Origin of the sequence: Fodinibius sediminis, assembly GCF_900182555.1 — a bacterium.
GTDB lineage: Bacteria > Bacteroidota > Rhodothermia > Balneolales > Balneolaceae > Fodinibius > Fodinibius sediminis.
The window spans coordinates 22685-46726 of record NZ_FXTH01000003.1; the positions used below are offsets into that span (position 1 = coordinate 22685).

Sequence of the window (24042 nt, forward strand, 5' to 3'; positions counted from 1 at the left end):
GTTCCGACGGTCCCGGGATCAGGATGTTTCCTCATGACGCAGGCCGTCAACCCGGTCAATACGCCTGAGACCCGGGAAGCGGTGCAGCTCCGGGTAATCGCCCGCCTGGTCACGTTCGTCCAGCCAGGCCCGGATCCTCTTATTCGCTTTCTTATCAGCTACAAACAGCGATAGGGAAAAAGGGCCTTCGGACCCGACGTCATGGATGGACTTGTACCAGGAGCCGTCATCATCGACAAATATTTCCCCTTCTTTGGGCCAGATGCTGTTATCAATTTCCACGGCCAGCCACAGGTGCAGGTCCGCACCGAGCCCCTCAACCCAGCCGGAACAGGCGATGGAACTCTTCGTGACCTGATTTGGATGAGGTTCTGCAATTTCACCCGTCGCCCAGTCCAGAGATAAGATATCCCCTCTCCATCCGGCTTTGGGGATGAACGCACTTTCCTCCACGAGTTTATTGTATTGTATCACCGCATCATCGGAGCTTATCTTCTCCAGCTCCAGCAAGGTCTCCAGCCCCTCCAGCTTTGCATCACAGGCACGCGCTTCACTTAGTTTGGTGGCAATGTCGCGCGCTTTGTATAAGCCTGCAAATATCACCGATGACACCGAAAACAAAGCCGCGAGGGCAAAGAGAATGCGCCAGGTTACGGAATCCGGGCCAGATCCACCGAATACCTCCAGGAAGGAAGGGCCGCCGATGGCCGGTGAAGCTGTGAATACGGTGGCTAATCCGCTGCACCAGATGTTCAGTGTAGTGAGCCTCGTCCCTTTTGGCTCCAGCTTATGTACGAAGGCCTGTATATTTTTTCGTTTGGCTTTAATCTTCTTGACAAGCACTTCACGCGGTTCCGATGTACCCATGACTAATATCTCTTTTTTTATTCACAAGAAGTCGTTCCCAGCCGTACCTTGATATTTGACCCGGCTTTCGGCTGGGTTTCAGTGCCGGAGCATCTTCCGCCCGTACGCCTCATACGCTCTCCCTTCTTCAAAAAGGCCGGACATCAAGCCCCTGCAGCACAAGGACCTCTTTCACCCCAGAAGCACGTCCGCTGCGAAACCCGCGCAGACTCCCGGGGCCGAGGACCGTTTAAAAAGTCAGATACCGTCTCCCTCCCCTTCACCCACAGGCTCGGAACCTGTCATAAGATGAAACATATTGGGGTTGGATTCATTCCATCCGAAACGCAGCGGCTCCTCATTGCGCAAAAGGTCGACAAATATCTGCATTTGCCGGAAATCCAAATGCCCGTAAAAACGCTGACCATACCTTGTGGGAGCCGTTGAATCGGGCAAGGGACCCTCTTTGTGAAATGTAATATTTGCATAAAAGTCCTCACCATGCAGCTGGAGCCCGGCATAGTACCGGTCGCCTCCTATTGATGCGGTGTAATTGTCGATATCATACCATTTCCATGCCATAATCTCCCTCTCTCTATTATTTATTTTCCCGGTTTCTATATACAAAGACTACACAGTTATTTTTTTAGATACAATCCATTTTAGGAAGGATTCCAGTACACACAGGCCTATCAAGACCTGCGATAGCAGCTATTATCTTATCCCGGTATTTACGGAACAACCGTACTCCCTGTTTATTATGTTATAGCCGTAGCAGCTGCTGATTTACCCTTATACCGACGAAGCCTCACCAGGGGGCATCGATGCAGCGGAGAGATAGCCCCCGGAGAATTTCAAAGAGGTCCGGGTAACAACAATATTCATTATCAAAGAAACAGATTATGGACATACGCGAAGCAAATCAATCAGATATACCCCGGATTTCGGATATTTACCAGGCATGTTTTCCCAGGGAAAGGGATCACAGGGTCTGGGTTGAAGCAACGTTTAACGCTGCTCCCCGGTGCATCTATTATGTAATCGAGCAGGATGGTGCACCGGCAGGCTATATCCTCTGGTGTGTCAAGAACGGGTTCCGGAAGAATACCATCGCCGAGTTGGAACAAATAGGGGTGCACCCCGATCACACGCGCAAAGGACTTGCCAGGAAATTAATAGATACCTCTTTTGCCAAATTCAAAAAGCATATCAGTGACAGAGGGTATGCTGTCGGGGCCATTTTTGTGACGACCTCGGAGGGGCATTTCGCCGAAGACTTGTATATATCCACGCTCGAGGTAAGCCGATCGGCCGTAATTTCGGACTACGGGAATGGGAATGAAGTTATCTTGTACCGGAAAATGCTACCCCGGGACGAATAGCCCCCGCCCTATAGCCCCCCTGCAGATCTGCTCACTGTACTGTCGTTGATGTCTCCGTCAACTTGATGCCCGACTGCTCCGACATCGAATCATAATAGTAGACAAAGCGATTGGTTTCTTTCGTATCATAACCGGACAGGTTTTGAGCCCAGCGAAAAGCGATGGGCTGATACCAGAGTGCGGCCTCCACATGCAGTGGTCCCCGGGCCCCGGACACATCAACCCGGTATTGAAGTTGGTCGCTCCCGCCCAGGAAGTCCGGATCTTCATAAGCGGCCCCGCGTACGGCAATATCCTCCCCGGCTTCCGACTTGTCAAAGCCGTCCGGAAGGAGGCGGTTGTCTTTAATAAATGTTACCGCCGTCAATAGTCCCGTCGTAACCTCACCTCTAGGGCCGGCCATAATGCTTTCGTAGACCTGCACTTCACCGGGCCGGGTGATACGAGTGTAATGCGGCTCATAGCGGGCGGGATCTTCATCGTTGTCATTGCCTGTGATAGCGCCATCGGCTTCCAGGCCGCCCGACTCGAAAAGCACCTGCCCTGCGCTGTCGCGTATGGTGAAGTGAACCCAGCTGCGACGCGACGGGTAGGCCGTGGGAAGCTTGTGACCTGCCAGGTTTGTTATTAGAAGGTCCGCCTCCAGCTGTCCTCCGTTTCGCTCCAGTCTGCGGAACTCCAGGGCTGCGGTCCGGTCCTGCAGATGTTCCTCTGTGCGTCTTATGGCAGCCTCCATTTCAGCGGGCAGGGCCTGTACCCCCAGATCCTGCCGGTAGCGATTGAGCATTTTAAGCATAAAGAAATTTCCGCCCCGGAAGGTATGCCTTGACACCTCCTCCCTGGGCTGTCCCATCACAGAGGATATGGCCACTGGCTCCTGTATCACAGGCATATGGCACGACTGGCAGCTCCGCTGGTCCACAAAGCTGCTGTGCCTCCACTCCAGGTAGGGCACCTGCTCCGGAAGCTCCCCGATGACCTCCCCGTCCGGGCCAAGCGATTTCGTAATCAGCGTATGACAGGTGGCACACATTTCCGAGCGTTGTATATGCCTGGATTGCTGCTGTTCAAAGCCGGAAGAAGAGTGCATGATTCGGGAAAGCCCCTGATCCACCGGATAGGGACCAAAAACACTGCGATTCCCCATGGCGGTGGTGGTATCCAGCCCAAAACGGCCGGTAAAGCTTTCCCTTTGTCCAAAATTATCGTCCGTTATCTGGTGACAGGTGGTACACGAAACACCGTCGGCGGCCAGCAGATGCGTGCGGCTAACTGCCTCGTTTACCGGCAGGTTGGCAAAAACCTGCGGCTGCTCGCCATTCTGTACCGACTCATAATGCGCCATCGGCATGTGGCAGGTCGAACATTCCTCCTCAATATGAGCCTGTGATTCCGGATGGTCGGTGACCTCGCGCCGCACTGCAGCATGCCAATAGGGGTCCCGCGCAGCGTTGGCCATCATGGAAGCACGCCAGTCGGTGCCAAAAGAGACATCCTCGCCCGACGGGGTCATTAGTCCGTTGTGACAGCTCATGCAGGCCGCTGAGGTTTCAAAAAGGCGATGGTAGGGAGGCGTGGCCGGTTCCCCGTTGCCCGACTGACCAGACTGCACCCGGTTGAAGGAACTTCCGATGATTAAAATCACCACGGGGAGTGTCAATAGAAGTATCAATCGTATGTGCATGATATCTCTCGCAAGCTTTTTTTGTTAATTAGGTGTTAACCCTCTTTGTTTCCTGCAGGTGTTACCAGCCTTCAAACAGCCCGCCGTCAAACCAGTCCCACAGGATGTACACCATGAACTGGGTGTCCCGGCCGGAATCATCCACCGGAATGCGCGCGCCCACGTTCATCATAATATGCTGCCGCTGATTCAGCGTAACCTGCAGCTGGGGTACGAGGTCCCACTGGTTCTGTGCCCCGGACTCCAGCTCTCGCGCCCCCAGCACTTCAACCATCGGTGACCAGGCCCGTCCCCACGCACCCTGGGCCACCGTCTTCCCCAGAGCCGCCCGCCAGAAAACCTCTTCCGTAGCTTTATCTTTGATAAAAGGAATTTCCATGCCCCCCTGAAAATGCAGGAATCCATCTGCGGGCAATAGCTGACCCACCGATACAAAGGGTTCAAAGAGGGTGGTCCCCTTGCCAAAACCCGTCCCGCGGTCGCCCGTCGGGAAGATATATTCCCCTGTCACGCTTATGATGGTACCCCGGCTGAGGTCGTGGTACAAGGCCCGCTTTACCCCCACGGCCAGATCCCCAAGCTGCCCCCCGTTCCAGCTTCCGTCGCCCGCTTCCCGGAAACCAAAGGGAACAACCAGCTCCAGCTGGTTCCGCGCGCCGAATCGGGTTTCATAGACGATCTCGTTCATAACGGCGCCTTCATTTTCCATATTAATGAAACTGCTGAGTACCGCTTCGTCCTCGGGGTAGGCTTTTTCAGTGACAAGCGGACGGGGCAGATTCAGTTCTCCCCGGGGCCAGTCATCATCGGCGCAGAATGTTCGGATATAATCCATGATCCTTTGAAGCTCCTCTGTGGTCAGGGCCTCCCCAAAGGCTGGCATGTCGGTTGAGAAGCCCCGTGTGGGACCTCCCTGGTGGGCCACGGCGATCCAGTCGGCATCCGGTTCGCGCGTGGCGAAATTGCAATCGGTAAAATCGGGCACAGGGGTAGAAAAACCGAGCTGGCTCTGTACCGCTCCTCCCCCCTTGATTCCATGACAGTTGGCACAGGCTCTCCGGTACAGTACCTCTCCACTTTCGATCTGCTGCCTCACGGTATCCGGCAGGACGCCCTCCCATTCGTGCTCTGCCGGCTGATATTTACCCGCATTCAGTACGACGATGGAAAAAAAGAACAGCATCACAAGGATAGGACCATAAGCTGAAAAACGATCGTCGTTCATAGCAGTTCTTGATTGAAGGTTTTCACTGGCATGAGCATCATCCGGCGTAACAATAGAATAGTAAAATCCGGTATCCCGCCTTGTAATGGGTTAGCACCTGTCTGCATGTAGGGGTTTTCCCTATCGGCCTTGTGCATTCAACCGCATCGGCCCTATACTTTTGCCCTGTTTTATCACTCCTCGAAACCACCGCGCCAAATATCACCGTTCAGGGAATTCCAGCTGGCCGCCTCGTGTTCTCCCATCAAAAGAAAAGACCGGATATGAAGATTCCCTACTGGGCAAAAATTGTAATCGGCATTCTCACCTGTAACCTGGTGGGCATCATTGCCAGCGGCGTTACGCTCGATGCCATCCCGGGCTGGTATGCCCAGCTCAACAAACCCTTCTTCAACCCACCCAACTGGGTTTTTGGCCCCGTCTGGACGCTTCTGTACACCCTTATGGGCGTAGGCGCCGCGGGGATATGGCAGGTTGGACTTGACCAGTCCCGGGTAAAACGGTCCCTCTCGATCTTCGGCATCCAGCTTATCCTGAATGGCATCTGGTCGTTCCTGTTCTTCGGCCTCAAGAAGCCCCTGCTGGCGTTTCTTGAGATCCTTCTGCTTCTGGTCGCCATTGTCATGACCATGTACCAGTTCAAGAAGATAAAGCCGTGGGCGGCCTGGCTGCTCCTGCCCTACCTGCTGTGGGTTGCCTTTGCCTCCATCCTGAATTATGCGATCATCCTGCTGAACTAGAACGGCCGGCGGCATACCCACCTGCCCGTGAAAACCAGCATCTGTCAATTAGGGGATCTCCCTATACCCCTTTACCATTCCCCATGGTAACATGCAGGAAAAACAACCATCAGTGGAGACTCTCAAGGCCAACCAGATTATTTTCTCTGCCCGGGAACTGACCAAAACGTACCAGATGGGTGTGGTGCAGGTACAGGCGTTGCGGGGCATTGACCTGGAAATTTATGCCGGGGAGATAGTGGTGTTGCTGGGAGCTTCCGGCAGCGGAAAATCAACCCTGGTAAATATCCTTGGAGGTCTGGATACGGCTACAGAAGGTGAAGTAAGATATCGGGATATCGAATTGACGCACGCTTCAGAGAAAGAGCTGACGAGCTTTCGACGATTGAATGTGGGGTTTGTCTTTCAGTTCTATAACTTGATCCCCAGCCTCACGGCCAGAGAAAACGTTGCTATTGTCACCGAAATAGCAGAAAACCCCATGAAACCGGAGGAAGCCCTGGCCCTGGTCAACCTTGCCGATCGCATGGATCATTTTCCCGCCCAGCTCTCCGGCGGCGAGCAGCAGCGAGTAGCCATCGCCCGGGCGGTAGCCAAGAATCCCGATGTGCTGCTCTGTGATGAACCCACCGGCGCGCTGGATTCCCAGACTGGTATTGTGGTGCTGAAAGCACTCCAAAACGTCAATCAGCGCCTGGGCACGGCCACGGTACTCATTACTCATAATGTCGTAATAGGCGGAATGGCCGACCGGATTATCAGTTTGCATGATGGTAAAATTGCAGGCATCCGGGAAAATGAACACAAGGTCTCTCCGGATCAAATGGAGTGGTGACTGCTATGCGTGCGATAAACCGAAAACTACTGCGCGATATTTCCAACATGTGGGGCATGGTCTTTGTTATCGCCCTGATGATCGCCTGCGGTGCCGCTACCTACATCACGTTTTTGAGTACGCTGGACTCCCTGCGGCAGACCCAGCAGTCGTACTACCAGGAATACTACTTTGCCAATATTTTTGCCTCCCTGGAACGGGCGCCCAACGCTGTAGGCGGACGCATCCGTGAAATTGAGGGTGTCAATCGCGTGGAAACCAGGATACAGGCGGGGGTTAATCTCAACGTCCCCGGCTTCAATGAGACGGTAACAGGGATGATTATTTCGCTGCCCGACGAACGAGAGCCGCTGTTGAACCGACTGTACCTGCGGGCCGGACGGATGCCCCATCCCTATACTGAAGACGAGATCGTGCTGGGCGACGGCTTTGCGGAAGAGCACGGCTTTTCCATCGGCGACCGGCTGGAGGCCATCCTCAACGGGAAAATAAGGGAACTCAAAATCGTGGGCATCGGCCTGTCCCCGGAATTCATTTACCAGGGGCAGCCGGGGAGCCTCTCACCCGACCTGAAACGTTTCGGAATTTTATGGATGCGCCGTGCGCCGCTCGAGGCGGCCTACGATATGGACGGGGCTTTTAACAATGTGGTGGTTTCGCTGACTCGCCGGACCAGCGAAAAAGATGTGATAACACAGCTGGATCAAATCCTGGAACCTCACGGCGGACTGGGAGCCATTGCCCGTGAAGACCAGAACTCGCACTTTTTCATCACGGAGGAACTCAACCAGCTCGGCCAGACAGCCACCATCATCCCCACCATTTTTATCGCGGTGGCGGCCTTTCTTCTGAACGTGGTTATAGGCCGACTGATCCGCACCCAGCGCGAACAGATTGGCATTCTCAAAGCATTTGGATACAACAACCGTGAAATCGGACTTCACTACCTGCTCATGGTTTCTGTTATTGTTGTTATTGGGCTCATCGGCGGTATCGTACTGGGCTATTACCTGGGGCAGCAGCTCTCACAGTTATACGCCAGTTATTACAGGTTTCCCTACCTGCAATTTGTACTGAACCCGTGGGACCTGGCTGCGGCTTCACTTATCAGCATGGCCGCAGCCTACAGCGGGGTCTTCTTTTCCGTACGGGAGGCAGCCCAGCTGCCGCCGGCCGAAGCGATGCGCCCCGAACCACCAAAAATGTACAAGCGAAGCATGCTTGAGCGGCTGGGAGGCGCTTCTTTTTTGGATCAGCCAACAAAAATGGTACTGCGCCAGCTGGGGCGGCAGCGGGTAAAAATAACTTTTGGAATTCTGGGCCTTGCGTTTGCCACAGCACTGATGGTGGTCGGCCGCATGAGCAACGATTCGGTCAAATATCTTATTGAAGTCGAATTCCGGCAGGCGCAGCCATTCGACCTTGGGATCCTGTTCCGCGAGAACATCTCGGAACACGCCGTAATGGAGATGAAACGGTTGCCCGGCGTGTACTACGGGGAAGGCTATCGCGGGGTGCCCGTACGCCTGCGGTCGCAGCACCGCAGCTACCTTACGGCCATTCAGGGGTACGATACCGAGATGAAACTACGGAGAATCCTCAGCTCTGATGAACAGCAGGTCTCCGTACCCGCAAGAGGGCTGCTGTTGACCAGGAAACTGGGTGATATACTGAACGTTCAGCGTGGTGATATGATAACGGTTCATTTCATGGATGGCAGTCGCCGCTCTGCACGGATACCGGTCGCCGGCTTCGTCAGCCAGTATATCGGGCTGAACGGCTACATGAACATTGATGAGCTCAGCAAGCTCCTGCCTGAAAAACGAGTCATCAGCGGGGCTTACCTCCTGATTGACCGCTGGCAGGAAGAGGATATCACGGAAACCATCGCTGAAAGCCCGCATGTGGGAGAGATTATATCCAAACAGAAAATCATTGAACGCTTTTACGAGTCCACGGCACAGACCTGGCTTATCATGGCGCTGTTCATCTCCCTTTTCGCCGGGGCCACCGCCTTCAGCGTAGTCTATAACAATGCGCGGATCTCACTGTCGGAACGCAGCCGTGAGCTGGCCAGCCTGCGGGTACTAGGATTGACGCGGGGGGAAATATCGTACATCCTCCTGGGCGAACTGGCTATCCTCGTACTGCTGGCCATCCCGCTCGGTTTTCTGATCGGATGGGGACTCACTTACTTCATCGTCTGGTCAATGCAGACCGAGCTGTACCGGATCCCCATGCACATCAGCACTGCCACTTACACCCTGGCAGCCCTGATCGTCATTCTTTCTGCACTGTTATCGGGCTTTTTCATTCGTTACAAAATTAACCGTCTGGATTTGATCAGCGTACTCAAAACAAGAGAATAACAATGAAGATCACAAAGAAACAGCTATTTATTTCAGCTATTGCAGTTGTCCTCCTCATCCTGATCATCTGGGGATTTATGCCTTCCCCCGTTCCAGTATTAACTGACGAAGCCGGATATGCTCCCCTGGAAGTCACTATCGAGGAAGAAGGGAAAACGCGGGTTACGGATCGGTATACCATCTCGGCGCCAGTGACAGGATATACCCTTCGGCTTCAACATAAGGTGGGAGACAGCCTTGAAGCCGGGCAGGAACTTTTCCGGATTCAGCCGGTCCCGGATTTGATAAGTGCCCGCCAGCGTGAGGTGACCAAAGCGCAGCTCGAGGCGGCCCGGACGCGACTGCAGCAGGCCCGGGAGAATCTGAAGCTGGCCAACGAGGAAAAAAGAATTGCAGACCTCGAGCTAAAGCGCATCCAGAACTTGTTTGAGCAGAAGATCGGCAGCGAACAGGGCCTCGACAACGCCCAGCTGGCGGCCCGGAGGGCGGCTGCACAACAGGCATCAGCCCGCTTTGCTGTTGATGTTGCGGAGTTTGAACTAGAAGCAGCCCGCTCGGCCGTCCAGTCCTTTCAGTCCGGCGGCACCAGCGACCAGGTATCTATTACCGCGCCGGTAACCGGACGTCTGCTGAAGATTCATCAGAAGAGCGAAGGCACTGTACAGGCGGGTACTCCCATCCTCGAAATCGGGAATCCCCGATCCCTGGAAGTACAAGTAGATCTTTTGTCGACAGATGCCGTACAGGTGGCGGCGGGCACCCAGGTTCGTATCAAACGATGGGGCAACGAAACCGTCCTGGAAGGAGTCGTCAGGGTGGTCGAGCCCTCGGGCTACACCCGCATCTCGGCCCTGGGTGTAGAAGAGCAGCGAGTACCGGTGATTGTCGATATTGTATCACCTCATAACCACTGGCGCATGCTGGGCGACGGATTCCGGGTGGTAGCAGAATTTCTGCTCTGGCAGGGCGAGGAGGTTCTTCAGGTGCCCTCCTCTTCCCTTTTCCGGACCAGCGGACAGGAATGGGCCCTGTTTCTTGTTGAAGGAGGCACGGCCAGGATTCGGCAAGTGGAGGTGGGGTACCAGAGCGGACTCCATTCACAAATTACCGGTGGCCTGCAGGAAAAAGAAATGGTTATTACGCACCCCGACGAACGTATTGAGGACGGTGTCCGGGTGAAGGTTCAGAACTGAACAGTCCCCTTTCACGACACTTCCGCAAACACTACCACATAATTCTTTCCATAGAACTTGGCGCACGAGGGACAGGTTGTATAGAAAAAATAAATCTTCCGGGCTGTTTTACCCCGCTCCCGGACAGAGGCCTTTGTCTGTTCCTCCCACTGTGGGGCCCGGCTATATGGCCCTTCAAAGACCTTCGTCAAAAAGCTCCCGTTCAGCTTCACCAGTTCCTGTCCGGCCACGGCCTTTGCAACGGCAAAATAATGTTCGCTTTTCCAGGGTGAGGGGGCGTTGGTTAAAATCACAAATTGGTCCCCATCCATGGCATTGGCCTCTTCAATAGCCTTAAATGTTTTAGAAAAGATTTGCCCCATATTAACGGGGATATGAAATAGACTTTTCGTCTCCACTCGCACAAACAGCTTATCCTTAAAGTGCAGCTCCTGAAGATCCCACCCCTCCGGTTTGAATCTCGGACAGCAGCCCGTCGGATTATCGCTCCTATCATATGCGGGGAGTTGGTTTATTTCCATTTCCTGATCATTGTTGATTTATATTAGTAAGCAACTTGTAGCAGGATACCAATTTTCGAACCCTGTTCGTGACAGGGAAATGCCCAAATCAGTGTAATATGATGACACAATGCGCCCCTGTTATGTTGAACCGGAACCGGTATCCACCCGGCTTAGTTCCCGTGTTAGATTTGTACAGCATCCGCATACAACTGCAAGGGCCGATGGACCCGATCCATGCAAGCCGGGTCAGAGGCCCCCAAAATCACATTCGATCGCATCTTCCTCCTGATGAATGGAGCTGTGGCTTCATTCAAGGGATCACCCTCACTGAAACCTATAATGATAAAGTGGTATCCCTTCCTGCGATACTGCCTGTACAGGTATTGCAGCATAGTTTTCAATATACCTGGATCACCATCCTGAACCGCATATTCAGCTACCGTGACGTCCCTGAAGGGGGTTCCGGCCTTCGGAAGGGCCGCATTGCCAACCAGCGGTGCCGTGCAATTGTAGATCTTCCGAGCAAGCCCGAGTTTTAGCCCATATGTTAACACTCTATTCTTCTTGAAGCTAGTCATATCCCACACGGAACATACCCCGACAACCCTGCCAGCGGATTCGGCCAGAAGGTAATTGCTTATATCGAAAGCGGGACGCCTGGCCAGATTCTGTAAAAAGACCTCCCGGCACATTTCAGGAGCCAGGAATCGACGGGCGTATTCCTTCCGGAGCAGCTCAACAATCACGTCAACATCACTCATTGTCGCCGGCCTAATGGAATACAACCCACTCACCCCGACAGGCTTGCACAACATAATCATGGCCATGGAGATCTGTCCTATCACCATCGAGTTGAGCTGCCCGAGTTCCACCAGCTTCATGGCCGGGCGATTCTGGCTGGCCACGTAGGCGTAGAGATACTTTACCCCTGTTTGGCCTGATACAGTACGGGTAAATCGGTCGGCGATCTTTTTCAGAAACACCCGTCCTCCCCCCTTTTCCGTGACATGCATGTTCCCCAGGTATATAACTTCAGAAAGACATCCATTGATATATCGTTTCTGGTATGATGCCATGACGTATCCCACCAGCCGGTCGTGCCTGAAGAGGCCGAGGCACCGATTCCGGTAGGAAGTCAGCCTGGGAATGGTAAAAACATCCGGCGAGCGGTCGAAATGAATTCGGAGTTTGCCCGTCCTGACCGGTGACCGGCGGTTCAACTGCAGCAGCTTCCCATTCCACCTTTCATCCAGGATCCGCATTTCATAATCACTGTGCCCGGAATTACTCATCATTCTTGCCCCGGACTTCGAAGGGAATCAGGTTATAGAAGGGGAAACGATCCCTGCAAAGCAGTTCCTCGCCCCATACCCGGTCAAATTTGATGCGACCCTGCAGCCTCGGGTCTTCCGTATCGGCGGAATGGATATACCGGATCAGTCCGCGGGCCCCTGCTCCCGTCTTCTCCGCGATAAGACGCAAGAGCCCGCTAAAAGCATCGGTGGAGAGCCAGTCGCTAACATTTGAAAGGGCAAACTTGTTGTAGGTCCGGGAAGAGTGATGGCTAATCATATCGGTATACGATTTATTGGAAAACCGCAGGCGATCCTTTTCAAGGCAAAGCCGTTTCCGGCCGGCCTCCCCCAGGTACGAAGGCAGCGCTTCCTCGAATAAGACCCGGTCGAACAGCACAAACTGCAGAAGCCAATTCTCACGCACCGGGGTATTGGTACAGAATCTCCGAAATCGATGGTAAAATATCCGGCTGATATCCTGCTCCTGTTCGTCCATATGGATCAGGCCCTGCTCGGCGATACCATGGCTCTTATACAGGCGCTTGCTGAACATAATGCGGAAAAGTTTCTTTAGGAGGCCGACCCTAAATTTACGGTCGAAATATTCTTTTTGATCCTCGATTGTCCTGGTTTCAAATAATCCCCTTATGTCGCGCCGGCTTCCCAGCAGCCACCGCCCAAGCGGCGCAAAACGGGCGATATAAGTCTCAAACCGGCCAAGATGAACGGGCCCCCTGTCAAAAACGGCGGAATGCTGCTCCCAGAAATGCACCTCCCGATCGGGCAACCGCTTTCGAATCTGCTCAAACCAAATTTCCCGACGGGAATTATCGGCGCGGAGGTACCCCAAAAACCGGGCGGCATCATGGCCATCCAGCTCTATGGCTGCATTGAGCTTTAGATTTGAAAGAAAAAGCTGGGGTTCCGCTATATCGACGGCGTCAATGGTAACAGAGCTGGGACTGTTGACCAGCAGTTCCAGCGGCACCTCTCCTCCGCTTGCAATGCACAAAAGGCGATCGCCCGGTACAAGGTCCAATACCCGCAACTCGGTCTGCGGATCATCCTGGGAGATACCAAAATCGTACAGATATGACCGTTTCACCATGAACCGTTACCTCGAATTAAAGAGATTGACACTCATTGTAAGGGCATAGGCCCTTCCCTGGCCATAACCCACAGAGACCGGCTTGATAGAGATCTGCTTCCACTTATCTGTTTTTGTCAGATGCCCGATTACACCGCCTGTCACTGCTCCCAATACACTGCCTGTTACCAGTCCCAGTATGAAAGATTCACCCGGACTGAATAAATCCATACACCAGGTATCATCCGGATCACAACTTTCATCTGCAAGCATGAAATACAGCCCCAAAAACAATCCGCCTCCGGCTCCTCCAATCATCATTCCCCTGAGCCCCCTCCTTTTTTTTCCTGTGCTTATTTCCAGCTTTCGAACGGAAGAGAGGGAAAAAGCCACGATGGAATCCGGCTGTGCCAGGTACAGGCTGTCACCGGAAACCTCCTGCAGCAGCCCACTCAACCGGTGGATGGTAATATCCTTGTACGTTACCCGGATACGGTCGCCCGCCTTTACGTCTTCCTGCTGCGCCCATGCGGCATTCTTCAATGGAGCCAGCAGCATTACGACAACAACAATGGATGTACTGATTGAAAGTCTCACATTTTAACCTCCTAATCTAAAAAATTTCTGAATCGAGTACTCTCTTCCTGCAAGGAGGTAACAATAAATACAGCCGGCCCTATTGACCAAGAAGCTGGGTTCGCCAGACAATTTGCCATTCCTCCTCATGCTGGCGGAATACTAAAATTTCAGCATTGGTTTCGTCGTAGTTCGTGCTTTCCACCTGGTACTTGATGCGATAGGTGAAAAAGGCAACCGCCGTCGTTTCAAAGAAGTCTACAAACATCTCCGTAATTTTAAAGCTGGAAATGTCCGCTTCTTCAATAAAGTCCCGGTACCGCTCTATCACGGCATCTGCCCCCGTTATGCGGTTGCCGGTGCCAGGTTCCACCATAACCGCGCGCTGATGGAAATAGGGCTCCATTGCTTCCAGCTTACCGTCTATCCAGTCCTCACTAAGGTGCTCAACAAGACGCTCAATTTCTTTGACATGTGTTTTCATAACTGTCTCCCTCTTCGTTAGCTGCTATAGTAGCATATCAAGGTTCATTTGGTTTTCCGTGGTTCCGGCTTTCACTCACTACACCTTCTCTTTCCTGTTTTCGCACAGTCGCACCGCTATATGATCATAAAATATGGGATACCTTTCTATAAGAGAATGGATGGCTTGTGTGTAGTGCCGGGTACTACGCCATGCTTTTATGACTTCTGTGTAAGAGATCCATCTACAGTCAAACAATCGTTTTCCTCTTTCCCAGGCTCATCCCTGTTGGATATACTTTAGCCTCATGCAAGATAAAGGTACCGTCATGCGTAAACGCGAAGGTTCAATCAACACCATTCAGGCAGTCACACCCAATCTCCGGGATTATGAGGAGATGGCAGCCACCTTTCAGTGGAAACAGGTGCAGCATGAACTGTCAGGGCTGCCCGGCGGAAAGGGACTGAATATAGCCTATGAGGCGGTGGACCGTCATGCCGGAAGTGCACTGCGAGACAAACTGGCCCTGCGGTGGCTGGGAACGGATGGAACAGTACAAGATTTTACCTACGAAAATCTCAGCGAAGAAAGCAGCCGTTTTGCAAATATCCTTGACCATCTCGGCACGCCGAGGGGAGCAGTGGTCTGCACGCTCCTGGGACGCATACCCGAATTGTACGTTGCCGCGCTGGGAACACTGAAATACGGGGCCATTTATTCCCCACTGTTTTCGATCTATGGTCCCGACCCCATCTACCAGCGACTGAGCAGGGGAAAAGCCAGTGTACTTATTACTACGCAGGAGCTTTTTGACAAGAAGGTGAAAGGGCTGCTCAACCTTCTTCCTGATCTCGACCATGTTCTGGTCGTTGATATGGACAGCGACCGCAACGAGGTTATCAGATCCTATCCACAACTGCTCAATAAAGCAGGCACAGCATTTCAAATTGCATCTACAGGTCCGGAAGACAGGGCCCTCCTCCACTTTACCAGCGGGACCACCGGCATGCCGAAGGGAGTAGTGCATGTACACAAAGCTGCGGAGATGCACTATATCACCGGAAAATATGTACTTGATTTCCACCCGGAGGACATATTCTGGTGTACGGCCGATCCCGGCTGGGTAACGGGCACCTCCTATGGCATTTTATCACCCCTTATGCATGGGATCACGAACCTTGTTGTGGAAGCAGAATTTGATGCCCGTCTATGGTATAAAACCCTGGAGGAACAGCAGGTTACCGTCTGGTATACGGCACCAACAGCCATCCGCCGCCTTATGCGCATGTCTATCGATGTGCGCTCGGAATACGATCTGCATGCCCTGCGCCTTATTCACAGCGTGGGGGAACCCCTGAACCCTGAAGCCGTGCGCTGGGCACAAAAAACCCTGGGGCTCCCCATCCTCGACAACTGGTGGCAGACGGAGACCGGCGGCATCATGATTGCCAACTATCCCGCCATGCCGGTCAAACCGGGATCCATGGGCAGACCCCTGCCGGGCGTGGAAGCGGCTGTCGTAGATGTAGATGATTCAAACTCAAGTGTCAGCTTTGTTGAGACCCCCGGGAAATCCGGTCAGCTGGCACTGAAAAAGGGCTGGCCCTCGATGTTCCGGGGCTACCTGGGGGAAGAAGCACGCTACCGGAAAAGCTTTATTGGCGACTGGTACCTGACCGGCGACCTGGCCAGCCGCGACGAGGACGGTTACTTCTGGTTTGTGGGACGTGCCGACGACATTATTAAAACCGCGGGACACATGGTAGGACCGTTTGAAGTGGAAAGCGCATTAATGGAGCACCCGGCCGTGGCGGAAGCCGCTGTGATCGGGAAACCCGATCACATCATGGGGGAAATAGTCAAGGCATACATTATCCTTAAAGACAACAGCAGCGCCAGTGATGACCTTGAATTACAAATAAAAGGATTTGCACGCAAACAGCTGGGTCCGGCCGTGGCCCCCAAAGAGATTGAATTTATTGATGAACTCCCCAAAACGCGAAGCGGCAAAATTATGCGGCGGCTGCTGAGGGACCAGGAGGAGAAAAAAATCAACCGGCATCCCGAATGAACCTAAATGGAGCATCATGGCAACCAAGAAGAAAACGCCTGCTAAAAAAAAGTCATCCCGGAAAAGCAGGGAAAAGGAGCAAAAAAGGCACCTGCTTCACCAGATGATTCGTATCCGCCAAATGGAGGAAAAAGCCTACGAGCTCTATACCCAGGAGAAAATCCGGGGCTTTCTGCACCTTTATGATGGTGAGGAAGCCGTGGCAGTGGGTGTTATTGAGAACCTGCAGAAAGAAGACAGCATTGTGGCTACATACCGGGAACACGGGCATGCGCTGGTCCGCGGTGTATCGATGGAGCGCATCATGGCTGAAATGTACGGCAAGCTGGAAGGATGCAGCGGGGGACGGGGCGGCTCCATGCATTTGTATGACAAGGAAACGAATTTCTTCGGAGGGTCTGCCATCGTAGCCAATGGCCTTCCCATGGCAACCGGAGTGGCACTGGCTTATAAAAGACAGCAGAAGGAGGCCATAGCCTGCTGCTTTTTCGGTGAAGGAGCCGTAGATGAAGGTGAATTTCACGAATCCATGAACCTGGCCGCACTCTGGAAGCTGCCGGTGCTGTTCGTCTGCGAAAATAACCTCTATTCGATGGGCATGCCGTTTGAACTGGCCGAGTCGGAGACCGATCTCGTTACCAAGGCCCGGTCCTACAAAATGAAGGCCTCCAGCGTGAACGGAATGGATGTACTGGCCGTGCTGCAGGAAGCCCGGAAGGCGGTAGCCTACGCCCGTGACAACCAGCAGCCCTATTTCCTGGAGTGCCGGACCTATCGGTATCGGGCCCATTCCATGTTCGACCCGGAACGTTACCGCAGTAAAGAGGAAGTGCAGGAGTGGAAGAAAAAAGATCCCATTACCACTTTCGCCGAGAAGCTGAAAAAAGAGCAGCTGCTTACAGATGAGGAACTGCAGCATATCAACCGCGAGGTGGCCGGAGAGGTAGCTCAGGCGGTTCAGTTTGCGGAGGAAGGTACGGATGAGCCTATAGAAAACCTCTCGCAATTCGTTTACAGTAATTCAAAAAATTGAGCGACTAATGAATAAAGCAGCCCAACAGCACATGACGTACCGGCAGGCCGTCCGCGAGGCAATGCGAGAGGCGATGCAGAAAGATGACCGCGTATTTCTAATGGGAGAGGATGTGGGGCGGTATGGCGGCTGCTTCAATGTAAGCGAGGGGATGCTGCAGGAGTTTGGCGAAGATCGCGTGGTGGATACCCCGTTGTCCGAATCAGGATTTACGGGTTGCGGAATCGGGGCCGCCGCGGCCGGCATGCGTCCCATTGTTGAGATTATGACGGTAAATTTCAGCTTGCTTGCAGCCGACCAGATTATCAATACGGCTGCCGTTCTGTATTACATGTCCGGCGGACAATTCAATGTTCCCGTCGTCATTCGCATGGCCACGGGGGGCGGCAAACAACTGGCGGCGCAGCATTCCCGAAGCCTGGAAAACTGGTATGCCCACATTCCCGGGCTCAAGATCCTGACCCCTGCTACCGTTGAAGATGCACGCGGGATGCTCTGGCCGGCTCTCGAGGACCCAGACCCGGTCTTGATCTTTGAAAACAGCACGCTCTATAACTACGAGGACGCATATTCCGGGAACGGGCATACGGTGGATATTTCAACCGCGAGGGTCAGACGTGCCGGCAGTGATGTGAGCATCCTGACATATGGGATAGGACTCCACAAATCACTGAAGGCAGCCGAGCAGCTGTCGAAACAAGGCATAGAAGCCGAAGTTGTAGATCTGCGCGTACTGCGTCCGCTCGATAATGAAACTGTTTTCGCTTCCGTGCGCAAAACCCACCGGGCGGTCATTGTAGACGAAGGCTGGAAAAGCGGGGGGATCTCGGCCGAGCTGAGTGCCCGCATCACGGAATCACTTTTCTATGACCTGGATTGTCCCGTGGAGCGGGTTTGCGGTGCAGAAGTTCCCGCTCCCTATGCCCGTCATCTCGAGCAGGCGTCGCTACCGCAGCCTCAGCAAATTATCGAAACCATCCAGAAAATGGGAGGAATCCATGGGTAAATTTATCATGCCGAGCCTGGGCTCACAAATGATCGAAGCCCGGCTCATTCAATGGCTGGTCAAGCCGGGTGATACCGTTAAACGCGGCGATATCATTGGGGAAATTGATACCGAGAAGGGCCTGATTGATATAGAAGTGTTTGAAGACGGCGTGGTTACAGAACTGGTCTCTGAAGAGGGGGAAGTGATCCCCGTAGGCTCCGTAATGGCAGTAATTGACGGCGAGGACGAGGGGGAGAAAGCCAAAGCCAAGCTTGCCAGTCCTCCAGAAGAACCTGAAAAAAAGGAGCCCCGGAAGAAACGGGAGAAAGCAGCAACGCCCCCGGAACAGCCTGAAACAGCCTCCCGGGAAGTACCGCTGCACCGGGTCAAGGCCTCCCCGCTGGCCAGGCGGGTTGCCGAAGACCTGCAGGTTGATCTTAGTAAAGTCAAAGGATCAGGGGCGGAGGGAACCATACACAAGAAGGATGTGGAAGCGTTTGCGAAGCAAAAGGCGGCTGATGAAACCTTCGAGAAAGAGCTGGATATGGCCGAGCATCTGTCGGCAGCCGGGACCGGGGGGATGCGCCAGGCCATTGCTGCAGCCATGAGCCGCTCGAACCGTGAAATCCCCCATTATTACCTGGAAACAGAAATAGATATGAAAGTCCCCCTTGACTGGCTGAATGAACAAAACAAAGAACGGGCGGTCAGTGACCGTCTGCTACCCCCGATGCTGCTTATCAAAGCAGTGGCCAATGTGCTCACAGAACTTCCAGCGCTTAACGGCTTCTGGACGGATGAAGCCATGCATGTAGAAGAAGGTATTCACATTGGCTTCGCCATTGCGCTGCGACAGGGGGGGCTTGTCATTCCCGCGATCCTGAATGCCGATTTGAAATCACTGGAGGAAACGCGCAGTGCTTTTGTCGACATGGTGATGCGCGCCCGTGAAGGTCACCTCCGCAGCCGCGAGATAAGCAGTGCCACAATTACTGTCACCAGCCTCGGCGAACGGGGCGCTGACAAGGTTTATGGAGTCATCTATCCCCCGCAGGTGGCCCTGGTGGGATTTGGAAAGATCGCCAAACGCCCGCAGACCGTTGACGGCGCCATCGGCATACGCCCCACCCTCTCCGTAGTCCTTGCCGGCGACCACCGTGCCAGCGATGGACACACGGGTTCGCGGTTCCTGGAAAAACTCAATGAACAGCTACAGCACCCGGAGGCATTATGAATGATACCGAGGCCGTGATAAAAAAACACCTGCACCGCGTGGCCCCAGAAGCAAACCTGGACCAGCTGCGACCTGAAGATGATCTTGGGAATGCACTGGATATCGACTCCATGGACTTTTACACTATGATGGTGGCTCTCAGCGAAGAGTTCGGGGTGGAAGTCCCGGAAGAGGAATACGGACAGCTGAGGAGTTTGAAAAGTATCACCACTTTTTTAGAGCGATCGGTTAACCGGCCCATGGATTCCTGAGCAGCCTGAAGGGGCACCCTTATACTGGATCATTATTGGTGGAGTGCTGATGCGTGCGACAGCACTGGTTGGAGGATTCGCCCTGCTGCTGGATGAGGCAACACTGGTCAAACTGCAGTTGTCCCTTATTGGAGGAGCCTTCTTCCATATACTGCCCGAAACTCTCACCGCCATCGGCCATTACGACACCGTGATGATTGGGTTCCTGGGAAGTTTCTCTATTTTTTCCTCGAACAGTTCCTGCACTGACATCATTGCCGCAGGGCAGAGCCTTCATACCGCCAGCCGCTAACGTATTTAATATTAACCGGGAATGCTCTCCATAATTTCATCAGGGGGGTAACCATCGGGGGCACCTTTCTGGTGGACATCAATATCGGCATCACCACCTGGCGTGTAGCGGCGGCTCATGGGGGTCGCAAGATTCTTCCCTGGGATTGCTGCGGCATAGCATTTACTTTTTTGAACATGTTCACCATGAACAATGCCCTGGCATGCGTCCCAATCTCAACTATTCATTCGAACCAACCAAAGTTTAAATTACTGTCCTTTCGCTGCCCCAGCCCCTCCTTCCTGCAGTATAAAAGATATGCATGCAAAAGGAATAATTGTTTATATAAGGTTTTTCCTGTCAATGTTACTTTTCTGTGCTTCTTATATTTACAGTATAATTAACCTTGAGCAATAACAACAGACAGAGAGAACAATGAAAGGAAAAGTAGCCGTTATTACAGGAGCAGCATCCGGGATCGGTCGGGCAACAGCGGAACTATTCGCGGTCCATGGAGCCGTCATCGTTGCAGCAGACACAGACATCGATGGTGCAAATGAGACCCTGGAACAGATTAAAAAGCTCGGAGAAAAAGGGATGGCCCTGCAAGTCGATATTTCAAATGAGGAGCAGGTCAGGGATATGATCGAACAGACCATCAGTCGCTTTGGACAACTGGATTTTGCCTGTAACAATGCAGGCATTGAGGGTGAACAGGCCCTTACGCCCGACTGCTCTGTTGAGAACTGGAACCGGGTCATCGATATCAATCTCCGGGGTACCTGGTTCTGCATGAAATATGAAATTCCAAAGATGATCCAGTATGGAGGGGCCATTGTCAATATTTCCTCTATTGCCGGTTTGATAGGCTTTCCGGGCATCCCCGCCTATACCTCCAGCAAGCATGGCATCAACGGACTGACAAAAACAGCGGCCCTTGAATATGCCGGCAAGGGAATCAGGGTCAATGCCATATGCCCGGGCGCAATCCATACCCCCATGATTGACCGTTTTGCCGGCGAAAATACCGAGGATCGTCAACAGCTTATTGCCCAGCATCCGATGGGAAGGCTGGGTAGAGCGGGAGAAGTTGCAGAAGCGGCCGTTTGGCTGTGCTCCGAAAAGGCTTCTTTCATCACCGGTCAGACGCTGGCAGTGGATGGAGGGTTCACGGTTCGCTGATTGACGGGCGTAGAAAAAAGTAGGACCGTCGTTGTAGAAGTATATATGATTATGGCTAAGATGTCCCGGAGGTCGGTTGCGATGCCCCCGGGATCATTATCGACCAGGTTAAGCAAGACGGGCAAGAATATAGCCGCTGCTGTTGTGGTTGTGCAGGCCGCCAGCAGCGACAAGCTATATGGAAGCCGATGGTGTGATTTCCCCAGCAGCAAAGAAAAGAGAAGGACCAGAACTAGCCTGATAATAAAGACGGCGAAGAGCTCTCGTCAGAACAATTTCCGAATACTAACACCAGCCGAGGTTTTTACATCCTGTTCGGCTGTGTCGTATGGAGGTCTGAATTCGCAGGGCCTCTTGTCAATTGTTAGCCACTGGTCTATGGAACTAAAATAAAATATGGCATCACCCTGATTCCTCCTGTAGACCAATATTTTAACCACTGTAGGACAATCAGGCTCAGGAGGTTCATTTGTTCTACCAATTTTGAAACTAGTCTCGCCTCCCCGGCTTTGCCTCACAGAAAGAACACTAATTTATATTGGTTCTTAAGCAAACAGGCTTATTTTCCAAATCGTACTTTTTTATGTTCATTAACAAATGCTGCTTAAACCTACTATTATTCGCAGATGTCCTTTTTAAAATTGGCTTTTCCTGTTCTTTTACTTCTAACCCAGTTTTTACCCCTGCATGCCCAAAAAGTCAACGACTCCTATCAGCTGCATATCAGGGAAATCAACTCCCCGATCACCATCGATGGGAAAATGGATGAACGCGCCTGGCAGCAGGCCGAAGTAGCCACGGATTTTCATATGATAACCCCCATGGATACCAGCGATGCCACGCTGCGCACCGATGTCCGTATGGCCTATGATGATAAGAATCTGTACCTGATCGCCATTAATTTCAAGGGCGAATCCGATCCCAATGTGGTTGAATCCCTTCGCCGTGACTTCAATTTTGGCAACAATGACAATTTCCTGCTTTTCATGGATCCCTTTGATGATCAAACCAACGGCTTTTCCTTTGGAGCCAATGCCGAAGGAGCCGAATGGGACGGGCTCATGTACGACGGCGGCAGCGTGAATCTCAGCTGGGATAACAAGTGGGTTTCGAAAGTGGCAAATTATGAAGACCGCTGGGTTTTTGAGGCGGCCATCCCCTTTAAGTCCCTCCGGTATGACGAAGATATCACCAAGTGGGGCATCAATTTCAGCCGGTACGACCTGACCTTCCAGGAAAAATCGGGCTGGGCACCCGTGCCCCGGCAGTTTCCTTCGGCTTCGCTGGCCTATACGGGAAACCTGATCTGGGACAAACCCCCTCCGGCAGCCGGATCCAATATCTCAGTGATTCCCCATGTTCTGGGAGGAGCCAGCCATGATTATCAGGGATCGGGCAGCACCTCTTACCGCCGCGAAGCAGGGGTAAACGCGAAGATCGGTATCAGCTCCTCATTAAACCTGGACCTGACGGTTAACCCGGATTTCTCCCAGGTGGAAGTGGATGAGCAGATTATTGACACCGAACGGTTTGAACTCTTTTTCCCGGAAAAGCGCCAGTTCTTCCTGGAAAATGAAGATCTTTTTGCCAATTTCGGTACCCCGACGATCCGGCCCTTCTTCTCCAGAAGGATTGGCTTGGAAGCCCCCATCATTTTTGGGGGTCGCCTAAGCGGACAACTGAACCGCAACTGGCGGCTGGGGGTGATGAACATGCAGACCGAGCGGGTCGATGCTCAGCGTATCCCCTCTCAGAATTTCTCTGTTTTTGCCCTGAAGCGACGGGTAGCCGACCGCTCTAACCTTGGACTGATCTTCGTTAACAAGGAATCCCTGGGGGAACTTTACCAGGCGGAGGACAATACCACCGGCGCCCCCCGCTATAATAGAAACGTGGGCATTGAATATGATCTTGCCACCGCAAATAATCTGTGGAACGGTAATTTTACTCTTCTTAAATCCTTTTCCTCTCAGACCTCGGGACGTACCTTTAGCCATTCCACGAGTCTGTTGTACTCCGATGGAAACTGGGAAGCAACGTGGGCTCACGACTACGTAGGGGAAGATTTTACCGCTGAAACCGGTTATGTCCCCAGGAAAGGATATATTCGGACATACCCGGAGGTAGGCTACCTGTTTTTTCCCAGTACCACTTCGATTTTAAGTCACGGCCCCACGATAAGCACCTCCTACTATTTCAGCGAATCATTCCGAAATACCGATTATGAAAACAAGCTGACCTATAACCTCAATTTCAGAAATGGGAATACCCTGAACGGCTGGGTTTCCAATCAGTTTGTGGAGCTCATTAATCCCTTTGATCCGACCAATGCCTCTGGTTATTTCCTGGAAGCAGGCACCCGCCACCATTGGAAAAATTTCGGGCTGGAATTTACCTCCAAACCCCAGAGCCTGTATACCTACGGTTTCTCCGTCCAAAAGGGCGGTTTCTTTGCGGATGGAGAGCGTTTCTATGCCACCACCCAGCTGGGGTATCGTTTTCAGCCGTATGTCAACATCTCGGCGCACACCAGCTATAATCATCTAAATCTGCCTAAACCATGGAATCAAACGGACTTCTGGCTCATAGGAACCCGCTTAGATATTACCTTCACCAAAAACATCTACTTCACCACCTTCACCCAATACAACGAACAGCTGGATAACGTGAACATCAACAGCCGCTTTCAGTGGCGCTTTCAGCCGGCCTCCGACCTTTTTATCGTCTATACTGACAACTACCTGCCGGGATTATTCTCCGTCAAAACCCGCTCCCTGATGGTCAAATTCACCTACTGGTGGAACCTGTAGGCAA

General features: G+C 52.8%; 22 protein-coding genes. 13 read left to right on the top strand and 9 right to left on the bottom strand.

Features of this window, described 5'->3' with window-relative positions:
• Positions 1-18: 18 nt before the first annotated feature.
• The gene (locus tag FN808_RS03935) at positions 19-867 is read right to left on the bottom strand and encodes a hypothetical protein (RefSeq protein WP_142713256.1); all 849 of its coding nucleotides are present in this window, start codon (positions 865-867) and stop codon (positions 19-21) included.
• Positions 868-1104: 237 nt separating this feature from the next.
• Positions 1105-1428, bottom strand: coding sequence for a hypothetical protein (locus FN808_RS03940; protein WP_142713257.1), 324 nt, complete (start codon positions 1426-1428; stop codon positions 1105-1107).
• A 320-nt stretch (positions 1429-1748) separates the two neighbouring features.
• Here FN808_RS03940 and FN808_RS03945 point away from each other — a divergent pair, with 320 nt between their 5' ends.
• A complete protein-coding gene (locus FN808_RS03945) occupies positions 1749-2228 on the top strand; it encodes a GNAT family N-acetyltransferase (RefSeq protein WP_142713258.1) in 480 nt (159 codons plus the stop codon).
• 31 nt (positions 2229-2259) lie between these two features.
• Here FN808_RS03945 and FN808_RS03950 read toward each other — a convergent pair whose 3' ends face one another.
• Together FN808_RS03950 and FN808_RS03955 are read right to left on the bottom strand one after the other, a co-directional pair.
• On the bottom strand, positions 2260-3912 hold the full coding sequence (locus FN808_RS03950; protein ID WP_142713259.1) for a multiheme c-type cytochrome: 1653 nt from the start codon (positions 3910-3912) through the stop codon (positions 2260-2262).
• A gap of 61 nt (positions 3913-3973) precedes the next feature.
• Entirely contained in the window at positions 3974-5137 is a 1164-nt protein-coding gene (locus tag FN808_RS03955) for a c-type cytochrome (RefSeq protein WP_142713260.1), read from the bottom strand.
• Positions 5138-5400: 263 nt separating this feature from the next.
• On the opposite strand from FN808_RS03955, the gene FN808_RS03960 reads away from it, so the two are divergent.
• From FN808_RS03960 to FN808_RS03975, 4 genes are all read left to right on the top strand, one after another.
• Positions 5401-5877: a TspO/MBR family protein gene (locus tag FN808_RS03960; RefSeq protein WP_185958238.1), complete on the top strand. Its 477-nt coding sequence runs from the start codon at positions 5401-5403 to the stop codon at positions 5875-5877.
• Positions 5878-6052: 175 nt separating this feature from the next.
• A complete protein-coding gene (locus FN808_RS03965) occupies positions 6053-6712 on the top strand; it encodes an ABC transporter ATP-binding protein (RefSeq protein ID WP_350354186.1) in 660 nt (219 codons plus the stop codon).
• 5 nt (positions 6713-6717) lie between these two features.
• A complete protein-coding gene (locus FN808_RS03970; protein ID WP_142713262.1) occupies positions 6718-9081 on the top strand; it encodes an ABC transporter permease in 2364 nt (787 codons plus the stop codon).
• A gap of 2 nt (positions 9082-9083) precedes the next feature.
• The gene (locus tag FN808_RS03975; protein WP_142713263.1) at positions 9084-10274 is read left to right on the top strand and encodes an efflux RND transporter periplasmic adaptor subunit; all 1191 of its coding nucleotides are present in this window, start codon (positions 9084-9086) and stop codon (positions 10272-10274) included.
• A gap of 11 nt (positions 10275-10285) precedes the next feature.
• Here FN808_RS03975 and FN808_RS03980 read toward each other — a convergent pair whose 3' ends face one another.
• From FN808_RS03980 to FN808_RS04000, 5 genes are all read right to left on the bottom strand, one after another.
• A complete protein-coding gene (locus tag FN808_RS03980) occupies positions 10286-10795 on the bottom strand; it encodes a hydrolase (protein ID WP_142713264.1) in 510 nt (169 codons plus the stop codon).
• A 164-nt stretch (positions 10796-10959) separates the two neighbouring features.
• Complete coding sequence (locus tag FN808_RS03985) at positions 10960-12072, bottom strand: GNAT family N-acetyltransferase (RefSeq protein WP_142713265.1); 1113 nt, start codon at positions 12070-12072, stop codon at positions 10960-10962.
• On the bottom strand, positions 12062-13180 hold the full coding sequence (locus FN808_RS03990) for a DUF3419 family protein (RefSeq protein WP_142713266.1): 1119 nt from the start codon (positions 13178-13180) through the stop codon (positions 12062-12064). Before FN808_RS03990 ends, FN808_RS03985 begins: the two co-directional genes overlap by 11 nt.
• Positions 13181-13186: 6 nt before the next feature.
• A complete protein-coding gene (locus tag FN808_RS03995) occupies positions 13187-13756 on the bottom strand; it encodes a hypothetical protein (RefSeq protein WP_142713267.1) in 570 nt (189 codons plus the stop codon).
• Between the two features lie 79 nt (positions 13757-13835).
• A complete protein-coding gene (locus tag FN808_RS04000; protein ID WP_142713268.1) occupies positions 13836-14219 on the bottom strand; it encodes a YybH family protein in 384 nt (127 codons plus the stop codon).
• Positions 14220-14526: 307 nt separating this feature from the next.
• Between FN808_RS04000 and acsA the strand changes: the two genes are divergently transcribed.
• The 8 genes from acsA to FN808_RS04040 all read left to right on the top strand — a co-directional run bounded on the left by acsA (position 14527) and on the right by FN808_RS04040 (position 24038).
• The gene (acsA, locus tag FN808_RS04005; protein ID WP_142713269.1) at positions 14527-16269 is read left to right on the top strand and encodes an acetate--CoA ligase; all 1743 of its coding nucleotides are present in this window, start codon (positions 14527-14529) and stop codon (positions 16267-16269) included.
• A gap of 16 nt (positions 16270-16285) precedes the next feature.
• The gene (gene pdhA, locus FN808_RS04010; protein WP_142713270.1) at positions 16286-17302 is read left to right on the top strand and encodes a pyruvate dehydrogenase (acetyl-transferring) E1 component subunit alpha; all 1017 of its coding nucleotides are present in this window, start codon (positions 16286-16288) and stop codon (positions 17300-17302) included.
• A 7-nt stretch (positions 17303-17309) separates the two neighbouring features.
• On the top strand, positions 17310-18308 hold the full coding sequence (locus FN808_RS04015; RefSeq protein ID WP_142713271.1) for an alpha-ketoacid dehydrogenase subunit beta: 999 nt from the start codon (positions 17310-17312) through the stop codon (positions 18306-18308).
• The gene (locus FN808_RS04020) at positions 18301-19524 is read left to right on the top strand and encodes a dihydrolipoamide acetyltransferase family protein (RefSeq protein WP_142713272.1); all 1224 of its coding nucleotides are present in this window, start codon (positions 18301-18303) and stop codon (positions 19522-19524) included. The genes FN808_RS04015 and FN808_RS04020 overlap by 8 nt, the downstream gene beginning before the upstream one ends.
• The gene (locus FN808_RS04025; RefSeq protein WP_142713273.1) at positions 19521-19775 is read left to right on the top strand and encodes an acyl carrier protein; all 255 of its coding nucleotides are present in this window, start codon (positions 19521-19523) and stop codon (positions 19773-19775) included. The genes FN808_RS04020 and FN808_RS04025 overlap by 4 nt, the downstream gene beginning before the upstream one ends.
• Before the next feature lie 49 nt (positions 19776-19824).
• Positions 19825-20067 carry a hypothetical protein gene (locus tag FN808_RS04030; protein ID WP_142713274.1) on the top strand — a complete coding sequence of 81 codons (243 nt, stop codon included), beginning with the start codon at positions 19825-19827 and terminating at the stop codon, positions 20065-20067.
• A 414-nt stretch (positions 20068-20481) separates the two neighbouring features.
• Positions 20482-21228 carry an SDR family oxidoreductase gene (locus FN808_RS04035; RefSeq protein ID WP_142713275.1) on the top strand — a complete coding sequence of 249 codons (747 nt, stop codon included), beginning with the start codon at positions 20482-20484 and terminating at the stop codon, positions 21226-21228.
• A 626-nt stretch (positions 21229-21854) separates the two neighbouring features.
• Positions 21855-24038 carry a DUF5916 domain-containing protein gene (locus FN808_RS04040; RefSeq protein WP_142713276.1) on the top strand — a complete coding sequence of 728 codons (2184 nt, stop codon included), beginning with the start codon at positions 21855-21857 and terminating at the stop codon, positions 24036-24038.
• The last annotated feature ends 4 nt before the right edge of the window (positions 24039-24042 follow it).